Source organism: Aeromonas sp. 62-46, from assembly GCF_001898585.1.
Taxonomy (GTDB): Bacteria; Pseudomonadota; Gammaproteobacteria; order Enterobacterales; family Aeromonadaceae; genus Aeromonas; species Aeromonas caviae.
In genome coordinates this window covers 169,535-180,121 of the sequence record NZ_MKUI01000005.1, presented here as the reverse complement: position 1 = coordinate 180,121, position 10,587 = coordinate 169,535, and the positions used below count along the sequence as shown (strand labels likewise).

Here is a 10,587-nt window from a genome sequence, read left to right as displayed (position 1 = left end):
TCTGCTGGCTCAGCTTTGCAGCAGCTGGCTGCGGATAAACTGCCACTGATCTTCAAACCCGGCGGTGGGCTTGATTTTGAACTCCGAGCGGACGAACTGGCTGATGCGGCCCTCGGTATAGGCCAGCAGCAGGTTGGCCAGCATGGTCTCGTCGAGCTGGAAGCCCTGGCCTTCCCGCAGCCGTTTCTCGCGCAGTACCTGCTTGATCTGGGTCTCCAGCTTGTCGAACAGGATGCTGATGCGATCCCGCAGCCGATCGTGTTCGCCCAGCAGGGCATCGCCATTGAGAATGCGGGTGATGCCGGGGTTGCGCTCGGCGAATACCAGCAGCAGCTGCAGTATGTGATGGCAGCGGGCCATGGTGTCCTTCTCTTCGGCCATGATCAGGTTGACCCGTGACAGCAGGGAATCCTCGATAAAGTCGATCAGCCCTTCGAACATCCTCGCCTTGCTGGGAAAATGCCGGTAGAGGGCCGCCTCGGACACGCCCACCTCGGCCGCGAGGCGTGCCGTGGTGATGCGCTGGCCCGGGCTGGTTTCCAGCATGTGGGCGAGTGCCTGCAGGATCTGATCGCGCCGACTCTGTTTCTGGTTACTGCTTGCCATGGATTCCCCTAAAAAAACAATGGCTTGATTCTATTATTTGGCACGTGCCCCAGGGGGTCGTGTGGTCTTGTTATTGGCGACCAGAAGAACCAAACCCGCCTTCACCCCGTTCACTCTGATTGAATTCGTCGACCAGCTGGAAGCTGGCCTGTACCACCGGCAGGATCACCAGCTGGGCGATGCGCTCGCCAGGCTGCATGGTGAAGCTGTCGTTGCCACGGTTCCAGACCGAGACCATCAACTGACCCTGGTAGTCGGAGTCGATGAGGCCGACCAGGTTGCCCAGCACGATGCCGTGCTTATGGCCGAGGCCGGAGCGGGGCAGGATGGTGGCGCACAGACCCGGATCCTGGATGTGAATGGCCAGCCCGGTCGGCACCAGCGTGGTGTCGCCTGGGGCCAGGGTCAGCGGGGCATCCAGCAGGGCGCGCAAGTCCATGCCAGCGGAGCCCGGTGTGGCGTAAGCGGGCAGCGGGAAGTCGGTGCCGATGCGGGCATCCAGGATTTTCAGTTCAATTTGTGTCGTCATGAATCTTTTTCAATTGGATCGCCTGGCGATCGGGTGGTACTGCAGGAGCCTGGGGCTCCCGGCATGTTCAATGGGCTCAGGGTCGATAATGGCGTGCAATCAGGGCGACAAGATGACGGGCCAGCGTCAGCTTATCGGCCAGGGGCAGGGCGGCTTGACCCCCTTGCCAGAAGACGGTCAGGGCGTTGTCATCGGCATTGAAACCCTGGCCTGCACGGGACACATCGTTGGCTGCGATCATGTCCAGCCGCTTACGTCGAAGTTTGTCGAGGGCGTATTGTTCCACATCCACGGTTTCGGCGGCAAATCCGACGGTGAAGGGTTTGTCTGACAACGCCCCCACATCGGCGATGATGTCGGGGTTTTTGACCAGGGTCAGCTGCATCTGGTCGTTGTCGCCGGTCTTCTTGATCTTTTGCTCGGCCACCTGGGCGGGACGGTAGTCGGCGACGGCAGCGCAGCCGATAAAGAGGTCGCACTCACCGACCCGGCTCATCACTGCTTCGTGCATCTGCAGGGCACTCTCCACATCGATGCGGGTAACGCCGGCCGGGGTGGTCAGTGCCACCGGGCCGCTCACCAGGGTCACCTCCGCGCCCGCTTCGCGCGCGGCGCGGGCGATGGCGTAGCCCATCTTGCCGGAGCTGTGGTTGCTGATATAGCGCACCGGATCGAGCGCCTCGCGGGTCGGCCCGGCGGTGAGCAGCAGCCTGACGCCTGCCAGGAGCGGTTCGGCGGCGAGCTGCTGGCAGCAGCGTTCCACCAGTTCCAGGGGATCCAGCATCCGGCCCGGGCCCACATCGCCGCAGGCCTGGCTGCCGGAATCCGGCCCCCACAGCTGAATACCGCGCTCGGCGAGGGTCTGGAGGTTGGCCTGGGTAGCGGCGTTGCGATACATCTGCTGGTTCATGGCTGGCGCCAGGGCGACAGTCGCCGGGGTGGCCAGGCAGAGGGTGGTGAGCAGCTCGTCCGCCATGCCGGCGGCCATGCGGGCCATCAGATTGGCGCTGGCGGGGGCGATCAGCACCAGATCGGCCCACTTGGCCAGCTCGATGTGGCCCATGCCCGCCTCGGCAGCCGGGTCCAGCAGACTGTCGGCCACCGGGTGGCCTGAGACGGCTTGCAGGGTCAGCGGGGTGATGAACTCCTTGGCGGAGCGGGTCATCACCACTCGCACCTCGGCCCCCTGATCTTTCAGGCGACGTACCAGTTCGGCACTCTTGTAGGCGGCGATCCCGCCACTGACACCCAACAGGATGCGTTTATCGGCCAATCTCATCTGCTGCTTCTCTTCCGGCTCACTCTGACTGGTCGGCTAAGATAGCACAGGCAATGGGTGGCGACAGAGGCTGACATGGGGGAGTTGTGGTCGGGCTCGCGGGATTCTTTGCTATGTTTTCTCTCAATAGCCATGTAGGGAGAGACAAATGAGCATCAAGGAGTGGCCGGAAGAGGAGCGCCCGAGGGAAAAGCTGCTGCGCCGAGGAGCGGCGACGCTCTCCGATGCCGAACTGCTGGCCATCTTCCTGCGCACCGGGGTCAGTGGGTTGAGTGCGGTGGACCTCTCCCGCCAGTTGTTGCAGCAGTTTGGTTCCCTGCGGGCACTGCTGGGAGCCGAGCAGCAGGATTTTTGTGGCGCTCACGGGCTGGGACCTGCCAAGTATGCCCAGTTGCAGGCGGTGCTGGAGATGGGGCGGCGCCATCTGGCCGAACAGTTGCAACGGGGAGAGGCGCTCACCTCGCCCGGGCTCACCCGTGACTTTCTGCAAGCCCAGTTGCGGGATCGGGGGCGGGAGGTGTTCGCCCTGCTGCTGCTCGACAACCAGCACAGGGTCATCCGGTTTGTCGAACTTTTTTACGGCACCCTCGACTCGGCGAGCGTCTGGCCCAGAGAAATCGTGCAGATCGCGCTCAAACATAATGCAGCCGCCGTGATTCTGGCGCATAATCACCCGTCCGGCGTGGCCGAGCCCAGTCGGGCGGACCGCCAGATCACGGATCGGATCCTGGCCGCCCTGGCCCTGGTCGATATCAGAGTGCTTGATCACCTGGTGATCGGTGATGGCATCACGGTTTCTTTCGCAGAGCGTGGTTGGTTGTGACTGGGCTCTGGCACTGTATTAGTTGATCTTTGATCACGGATGCTGTATAAAATGCCGCCTTCTGTTTGCCCCGCAATCGAAGGCCAGCGGGGCAGATATTTGCTCGAGCAATGAAGTAAGATTTGGAGAGACTGACATGTCTAGAGTATGCCAAGTAACCGGCAAGCGCCCGGCAGTTGGTAACAACCGTTCGCACGCTAACAACGCTACCAAGCGTCGTTTCCTGCCGAACCTGCACACTCACCGTTTCTGGGTTGAGAGTGAAAAACGCTTCGTGAGCCTGCGCGTATCCGCAAAAGGCATGCGTATCATCGACAAGCGCGGCGTTGAAGTGGTTCTGGCTGAACTGCGTGCCAGCGGCGTTAAGGTATAAGGAATTAGATCATGGCTAAAGGTATTCGCGATAAGATTCGCCTGAACTCCAGCGCCGGTACTGGTCACTTCTATACCACTACCAAGAACAAGCGCACCATGCCCGAAAAAATGGAGATCAAGAAATTTGATCCCGTGATTCGTCAGCATGTGATCTACAAAGAAGGCAAAATCAAGTAATTACTTGGTTTCGCTGCAAAAACCCGGCCTCGTGCCGGGTTTTTTTATGGCTGGAATTCAGTACACTGCCGATTCGAAGGGAGGCTAGCCATGTTCAAACTGAGCCGCAAAGGCTGGAACAACGTGATCATCGTGGTCGTGTTGATCGTCATTACCCTGTTGCACCGGCTGGAGCAGGCCCAGCAGGAGAACAGTGCCAAACGCGCGCGTCCGCTGTTGCCGGAGAGTGCCGTGGTGCTGACCTGGCAGGGGCCGAGCTGGCAGATAGAGCGTATCGGCCAGGGCTGGCGCAGCGCGCCGGATCTGGGGCTTGGCAGCACCCAGCTGGCGGCCCGCATCGAGGCGTGGCAAGGCTGGCTGCTGCCCCCCGGCGAGCCCGTGCGCGGCACCCCGGTGACCCTCAAGATCTGGATCGCCGGACAGAGCGATCCGGTGGAAGTCGGGCTCTATCAGGACGACGGCAAGTTTGCCGCCCTGCTGCCCTCCTCGACCTGGCTCAGCTTGAGTCAGGCGCAATACCGTGACCTGATGCGCCCCATTCCCTGAACGAGAGATCGCCCATGCCTGAATTACCGGAAGTCGAAGTCAGCCGCCAGGGCATCTCCCCCTGGCTTACCGGCATCAAGGTGACCCGCGTGGTGGTGCGGGACGGCCGCCTGCGCTGGCCCGTGCCCGGCGAGATCCAGGAGCTGGTGGATCTCGTCATCCACCGCGTCAGCCGCCGCGCCAAATACCTGTTGCTGGAGACCGACTTCGGCACCGCCATCCTGCATCTCGGGATGTCCGGCAGCCTGCGGGTGCTGGACATCGGCACCCCGGCCGAGAAGCACGATCACGTGGATATCGAGCTGGCCAACGGCAAGCTGCTGCGGCTCAACGATCCGCGCCGTTTTGGCGCCCTGCTGTGGACCCGCGAACCGGCCGAGGCCCATGCCCTGCTCGCCAAGCTGGGGCCGGAACCCCTCACCGATGCCTTCCATGCCGATTACCTGCGGGAGCGGGCGAAGGGGCGCAGCACCGCCATCAAGCAGTTCCTGATGGACAACCACGTGGTGGTCGGGGTGGGCAACATCTACGCCAACGAGGCGCTCTATGCCGCCGGCATTCATCCCAGGCGGGCGGCGGGCAACATCAGCGCCGAGCGGCTGGGCACCCTGGTGAGCGAGATCAAGCGGGTGCTGGCCGAAGCCATTCGCCAGGGGGGCACCACCCTCAAGGATTTCACCAGCGCCGACGGCAAGCCAGGCTATTTCGTGCAGCAGCTGCAGGTTTACGGCCGTGGCGGCCAGCCCTGTTTCCACTGCCACACCCTGCTCACCGAGGTGAAGATGGGCCAGCGAACCACGGTGTTCTGCTCCCACTGCCAACGCTGAAAGAGGGGTTTTTGAGCCGGAACCGGCCAAGTTGTAAGAGAGTATTTCCGGTCTGTTGAAGCGGCGTCAGCCCATGACTACTATCTCGCCAGTTCAGGCTGCGAGGTAATAAAATGACAGCTAAATCAATAGACTGGGAACATTTATCCCGGCAGGGGCACTATTGTGCCCACGATATGGCCCGCTTCCTCTATCCCGAAGACAGCGCCCGCAAGACCTTCAATCGCGGCAAGTTTTTGCTGCGCAGTCTGCTCTACCGTGCGCAGTTGAACCGGGTATTCGAGCTGTTCCAGAGCGCCCCCCTGCGAGCGCTTCCCGCCCGCCACCCCGAGCTGCTCGACAAGCCGATGCGCCCCTATCGCTTCGCCTGCTCGACGGTGAACCAGCGGGTCAAGATGGTGGAGGATCACTACCGCCTGCTGCTGGGCCTGTACCCCGAGCTCATCGACCCGCTCTATCTGGGGGAGGGGATAGTGCTGGGCCATTATCCCGATGGCGGCTGGCGCATCGTGCTGCGTCACGACGGCACCTTCCGCAGGGAGGCGGAGCTGGCCCTCTCCATCGTCAACGCGCGGGGGGAGCGACTCTACAGCTGTGCCTTCTCCCTGGCGGGCAACGAACAGGAGCTGGCCCTGGTGATCGGGTCGGTGCAGGGGCCAGAGCCCTGTGTCGAGCAGCCCCAGGAGCAGGTGCGGGCATTGACCCGGGCGGGTCAGGGTCTGAGACCCAAGTCGCTGGTGGTGATGCTGGTGATGGCGCTGGCCGGGGCCATGGGGGCCCACCGGGTCTGTGCGGTGCGCATGAAGGCCCACATCTTCCAGGCAAGACGGTACAGCAAGAAGAAGAAAGCCTGCCTGCAGGCGGACTACGACGAGCTGTGGCAGGAGTTTGGCGCCCTCGATCAGGACGCCAACTTCGTGCGGCTGCAACCCGTGGTGCGCAAGCCGCTGGAGGAGGTGGCCGCCAAGAAGCGGGCCATGTACCGGCGCCGTTACGAGTGGCTCGATCAGCTGGAGCTGGCGATCCGCCAGCAGTTTGCCCGCAGCTAGGCGTGCAGTGCGTTGATGCAACAAGGGCTACCCGCGGGTAGCCCTTGTTCGTTTCTGCCCATCAGGAGAGGGATTAGCGCTGCTGCCTGGCGGCGATGGCCTGGGCCACCAGGGGGTCGACGAACTGGTGGATGTCACCTCCGTGCAGCGCCACCTCCTTCACCAGGGTGGAGGAGATGAAGGAGTTCTCCTCCGCCGGGGTGAGGAAGACGCTCTCCAGGGTGGGCATCAGGCGACGGTTCATGTTGGCGAGCTGGAACTCGTATTCGAAGTCGGAGACGGCGCGCAGGCCGCGGATCAGCACGTTGGCCTGCTGCTCCCTGGCAAAATCCACCAGCAGGCCGGAGAAGCCCACCACCTTGACGTTGGGCAGGTGAGCCGTCACCTGCCTGGCCAGCTGAACGCGCTCCTCGAGATCGAACAGCGGCCGTTTGCTCGGGCTGTTGGCCACTCCGACCACCACCTCGTCGAACAGTCTGGCGGCGCGGCCAATGAGATCGGTATGGCCGTTGGTGATGGGGTCGAAGGTGCCGGGATAGATTACCTTGTTGGTCATGCTGCTGATTCCTGAAACCGGAAAACTGGTCGCATTATAGGGGCTGTTGCCGGTTTGTCGCGACCGGGATGGCGCGGATTTCTGGCGCTGATCGGCGGCCGGGGTCGCACAAATCGGGGCCCCGTGGCGTCTTCGCTTGAGAATCGCCCTGCATCAGGCAAGAATACCCGCATCGCGCATCAAGCCTCCTTCGCTGGTGACAGGGAGCATAGGGATTTTTTATGAAACGTATTCTGGTAGTCCGCAATGACAAGATTGGTGACTTCATGCTGGCGTGGCCGAGCTTTGCCATGCTCAAGCGCTCCATGGAGTGTCATGTGACTGCCCTGGTTCCCGCCTACACGGCGCCCTTGGCCCGCCTCTGCCCATGGATCGACGAGATCATCCTGGATCCGGGTGCCCGGGCCGACAAGGAGCAGCAACGCGCCCTGCTGGCGCGCATCAAGGCGGCCGCCTTCGATGCCTCCATCTGCCTCTTCTCCAACACCCGCAATGCCAAGCTGGTGTGGAAGGCGCACATTCCCTACCGGCTGGCACCAGCCACGAAGCTGGCCCAGGTGCTCTACAACCAGCGCCTGGTGCAGCGCCGCTCCCGCTCCCAGAAGCCGGAGTACGAATACAACCTGGATCTGGTGCGCCGCTTCCTCGCCGATCAGCATCAGACCGTGGTAGAGCCACAAGGACCCTACCTCGGCTTTGACCCCGAGAGCCTGCTGCAGGTGCGCGAGCAGGTTGCCGCCCGTCTCAGGCTCGACGCCAGCCGCCCCTGGCTGATGGTGCATGCGGGCAGCGGTGGCTCGGCCAACAACCTCTCCATCGAGCAGTACTCGCGCCTCATCATCAAGCTCAACCAGGCCTGTCCCGAGTTGCAGTGCGTACTGACGGCAGGCCCGGGGGAGGAGGGGAAGGCGGAGCAGTTGGCGGCCGAACTGCTGGCCCATGGGGGCAACGGCTGGATCTATCGCTCCGACGAGGGGCTGCCGAAGTTCTGCCAGGTGATGGCCAACGCCGCCCTGTTCGTGGCGGGCAGCACGGGGCCCCTGCACATCGCCGCGGCCATGGACGTGCCGACCGTCGGCTTCTTCCCGGCACACCGTTCGGCGACGCCGCTGCGCTGGCGGCCGCTCAACGGCGAGGGGCGCCATCTGCCCTTCAGCCCGCCGGAAGACAGTGACCACCCGGAGGACATGAGCCAGCTCGATCCCAAGGCCATGGCGGCAGAGATCGCCCGCTGGGCGCCGCCCTTCTGGCGCGCCGAGCGCTGAGAGCGCACACAGAACATACAGACAGGGCCCCGCGGGGCCCTGTCTTGTATGGGGATGCGCCCTGCTGGCAGACCGACCGACCGGGCGTGGCTCCCGACAGCCCCTTGACGGACCTGTCCGGACCCCTGGCAGGGGAAACCTGTCGGTATAAGCCGGAGTCGGGTCATGTTGCCAATATCCATGCATTCGGCTTATAGCGGCCAGTGTTCGTCCGTGGCGCCCGGGTTTGCGCCGTGAGCGGCCCGGCGAGGGCTGCGCCCGCTCCATGGCAATGGGGTTCGCCCCTTGTCCCGCTGGAACAAGGGGTGAGTGATTAATGCGATGTTTGAGGCGCGATGCCCTATTTCGGTTGCTGGGGCTGCTGGCGAACCCAGAGATCGGCGTATTTGACGAAGGTGGAGTGGGCGGAGAGGATGGCCAGCAGCAGGCCCTGCTTGCCGTCGAGGAAACCGGCCTTGAGCAGGTACATCTTGAGGAAGCAGCCGACGGCGTGGACCAGCCCCTGGCCGAGGGATCCCTTCTTGCCGCGGGCGGTGCGCTGATCGGCCCAGGCGCGGGCGTAGCCGGCGGATTTGACCAGGTAGTGTTCCAGATCCCGGTAGGTGTAGTGGAGGAGGTCGCCCTGCAGATTGACGATCTTCATGTTGGCGCGCACCTCCACCTTCTCGTGTACCAGCGCCTCGTTGTAGCCGGTCAGCGCCTTGGGGTAGAGGCGCAGCACCCGATCCGGGTACCAGCCGCTGTGGCGGATGAAGCGGCCGAACACCCAGGAGAGGCGCGGGATGGAGTAGATGGTGTCGCTGGCCGGGTTGGCCATGACCCCCTGGATGGCTTCCCTGAGTTCGGGGGTGAGCCGCTCGTCCGCGTCCAGCCACAGCACCCACTCCGACTGGACATGGGACTGGGCGAGGCGGCGCTGACGGCCGAAACCGGGCCAGGTGGTGTTGACGAAGAAGCGGGCGCCAAATTCGGCGGCGATGGCCGGAGTGTCATCCTGACTGCCGGAGTCGAGAATGACGATTTCATCCGCCAGGCCTTCGAGGGAGGCGAGGCAGGCACGGAGGTTGTCGGCTTCGTTCTTGACGATCAGGACGGCCGCCAGGGTCGGTTTTTTCACAGGCAAGGGACTCTTGTTGGTGCCCGGCGGGCGGGTCATGCTCGGATTGGCGCCCATTCTAGCCTAAAACCCCGCGCGGGGCATGACCCGAGGGCCCGGTGGGCCCGCTTTTGAATGCGGGGGAAGGGGGATCTCTGCTACCCGGCAGTCGGTGGCCCAGGGCACGCCGTGTCCGGGTCGAAGAGGGCCTCAGGAGGGATGCGCGGGGGAGCAGATCCTGCCAGGGAGGCGGTTTGCGGGAGCAGACGGGTATCTTCTGTTATTTCTTCGGCCTTTCTTGGGGCATAATCTCGCCCAGTAATGATCAACAGCCGGGCCAGTCCCGAGAGAAGACGCGCGATGAAAATATTGGTGATCGGCCCCTCCTGGGTCGGCGACATGGTGATGTCCCAGAGCCTCTACAAGGCGCTCAAGAGCAACCACCCGGGCAGCGAGCTCCATGTGATGGCGCCGGCCTGGTGCGTTGCGCTGCTGGAGCGCATGCCCGAGGTGGACAAGGCCATCGCCATGCCGCTTGGCCACGGTGACTTCAAGCTGGGGGTACGCCGCCGCCTTGGCAAGCAGTTGGCCACGGAGCAGTACGATCAGGCCATCATCCAGCCCAACTCCATGAAGTCGGCCCTCATCCCCTGGTTTGCCAGGATCCCGGTGCGCACCGGCTGGAAGGGGGAGCACCGCTTCGGTCTGCTCAACGACATGCGCAGCAACAAGCAGGCCTTCCCGCTGATGGTGGAAGGCTATGTGGCTCTGGCCTACCCCAAAGGGCAGATGAAGAGTCGGGACGACATTCCCGCTATTCCCCATCCCTCCCTGCACGTGGATCTCATCAACCAGGGCAAGGCGCTGGAGCGGCTCGGCCTGAATCGTGCCCGCCCTGTGCTGGTGCTCTGTCCGGGGGCCGAGTTCGGCCCGGCCAAACGCTGGCCGGAAGGGCACTACGCCGTGGTGGCGCAAAAGCACCTCGACGAGGGATGGCAGGTGTGGATCTTCGGCTCGGGCAAGGACGTGGACGTGGCCAACACCATCCGTGATCGGATCAACCCCCTGTCGCGCCCCAACTGCCACGTGCTGGCGGGCAAGACCAGCCTGCACGAGGCGATCGACCTGATGGCGCTGGCCGGTCGGGTCATCGCCAACGACTCGGGCCTGATGCACGTGGCGGCCGCCCTCAACCGGCCGCTGATCGGCGTCTACGGCTCCACCTCGCCCCTCTATACCCCACCGCTGGCGGACAGGGTCGAGATCGTCCACACCGACATCGAATGCCGCCCCTGCTTCAAGCGCACCTGCAAGTTCGGCCACCTCAAGTGCCTGATCGAACTGATGCCGGAACAGGTCATCGAGGCAGGAAATCGGCTGGAGCGTGGGGAAACGGCAGATCTGACCATAGTGCGGCAGCCGGTGGAATCCTCTGCTGCTGAACCAGGTAATAGCTAGC

13 protein-coding genes are annotated in these 10,587 nt (G+C 63.5%); 8 read left to right on the top strand and 5 right to left on the bottom strand.

Annotation, left to right across the window (positions count from 1 at the left end; translation table 11 throughout):
- Nucleotides 1-9: 9 nt before the first annotated feature.
- The 3 genes from slmA to coaBC all read right to left on the bottom strand — a co-directional run bounded on the left by slmA (nucleotide 10) and on the right by coaBC (nucleotide 2,414).
- Nucleotides 10-606, bottom strand: coding sequence for a nucleoid occlusion factor SlmA (slmA, locus tag BGO64_RS02740; protein WP_010676117.1), 597 nt, complete (start codon nucleotides 604-606; stop codon nucleotides 10-12).
- A 70-nt stretch (nucleotides 607-676) separates the two neighbouring features.
- Complete coding sequence (gene dut, locus BGO64_RS02735) at nucleotides 677-1,135, bottom strand: dUTP diphosphatase (RefSeq protein WP_010676116.1); 459 nt, start codon at nucleotides 1,133-1,135, stop codon at nucleotides 677-679.
- A 76-nt stretch (nucleotides 1,136-1,211) separates the two neighbouring features.
- A complete protein-coding gene (gene coaBC, locus BGO64_RS02730) occupies nucleotides 1,212-2,414 on the bottom strand; it encodes a bifunctional phosphopantothenoylcysteine decarboxylase/phosphopantothenate--cysteine ligase CoaBC (RefSeq protein ID WP_161646788.1) in 1,203 nt (400 codons plus the stop codon).
- A 148-nt stretch (nucleotides 2,415-2,562) separates the two neighbouring features.
- Here coaBC and radC point away from each other — a divergent pair, with 148 nt between their 5' ends.
- The 6 genes from radC to BGO64_RS02700 all read left to right on the top strand — a co-directional run bounded on the left by radC (nucleotide 2,563) and on the right by BGO64_RS02700 (nucleotide 6,211).
- Nucleotides 2,563-3,237 (top strand): RadC family protein, encoded by a 675-nt coding sequence (gene radC / locus BGO64_RS02725; protein WP_039040991.1) that lies wholly within the window; start codon nucleotides 2,563-2,565, stop codon nucleotides 3,235-3,237.
- A 136-nt stretch (nucleotides 3,238-3,373) separates the two neighbouring features.
- Nucleotides 3,374-3,610: a 50S ribosomal protein L28 gene (gene rpmB, locus BGO64_RS02720; protein WP_005307492.1), complete on the top strand. Its 237-nt coding sequence runs from the start codon at nucleotides 3,374-3,376 to the stop codon at nucleotides 3,608-3,610.
- 11 nt (nucleotides 3,611-3,621) lie between these two features.
- Nucleotides 3,622-3,789, top strand: coding sequence for a 50S ribosomal protein L33 (gene rpmG / locus BGO64_RS02715; protein ID WP_005323752.1), 168 nt, complete (start codon nucleotides 3,622-3,624; stop codon nucleotides 3,787-3,789).
- A 90-nt stretch (nucleotides 3,790-3,879) separates the two neighbouring features.
- The gene (locus BGO64_RS02710) at nucleotides 3,880-4,335 is read left to right on the top strand and encodes a hypothetical protein (protein WP_041212007.1); all 456 of its coding nucleotides are present in this window, start codon (nucleotides 3,880-3,882) and stop codon (nucleotides 4,333-4,335) included.
- A 14-nt stretch (nucleotides 4,336-4,349) separates the two neighbouring features.
- Nucleotides 4,350-5,162, top strand: coding sequence for a bifunctional DNA-formamidopyrimidine glycosylase/DNA-(apurinic or apyrimidinic site) lyase (gene mutM, locus BGO64_RS02705; protein ID WP_010676112.1), 813 nt, complete (start codon nucleotides 4,350-4,352; stop codon nucleotides 5,160-5,162).
- 176 nt (nucleotides 5,163-5,338) lie between these two features.
- Nucleotides 5,339-6,211: a VirK/YbjX family protein gene (locus BGO64_RS02700; RefSeq protein ID WP_042879078.1), complete on the top strand. Its 873-nt coding sequence runs from the start codon at nucleotides 5,339-5,341 to the stop codon at nucleotides 6,209-6,211.
- A 73-nt stretch (nucleotides 6,212-6,284) separates the two neighbouring features.
- Here the strand turns inward: BGO64_RS02700 and coaD are convergent, their stop codons facing one another.
- Nucleotides 6,285-6,767 (bottom strand): pantetheine-phosphate adenylyltransferase, encoded by a 483-nt coding sequence (gene coaD / locus BGO64_RS02695; RefSeq protein WP_010676110.1) that lies wholly within the window; start codon nucleotides 6,765-6,767, stop codon nucleotides 6,285-6,287.
- Between the two features lie 221 nt (nucleotides 6,768-6,988).
- On the opposite strand from coaD, the gene BGO64_RS02690 reads away from it, so the two are divergent.
- Complete coding sequence (locus BGO64_RS02690; RefSeq protein ID WP_010676109.1) at nucleotides 6,989-8,032, top strand: glycosyltransferase family 9 protein; 1,044 nt, start codon at nucleotides 6,989-6,991, stop codon at nucleotides 8,030-8,032.
- 340 nt (nucleotides 8,033-8,372) lie between these two features.
- Here BGO64_RS02690 and BGO64_RS02685 read toward each other — a convergent pair whose 3' ends face one another.
- Nucleotides 8,373-9,149, bottom strand: coding sequence for a glycosyltransferase family 2 protein (locus BGO64_RS02685; protein ID WP_010676108.1), 777 nt, complete (start codon nucleotides 9,147-9,149; stop codon nucleotides 8,373-8,375).
- A 339-nt stretch (nucleotides 9,150-9,488) separates the two neighbouring features.
- On the opposite strand from BGO64_RS02685, the gene waaF reads away from it, so the two are divergent.
- Nucleotides 9,489-10,586, top strand: coding sequence for a lipopolysaccharide heptosyltransferase II (waaF, locus tag BGO64_RS02680; protein WP_286700115.1), 1,098 nt, complete (start codon nucleotides 9,489-9,491; stop codon nucleotides 10,584-10,586).
- The last annotated feature ends 1 nt before the right edge of the window (nucleotide 10,587 follow it).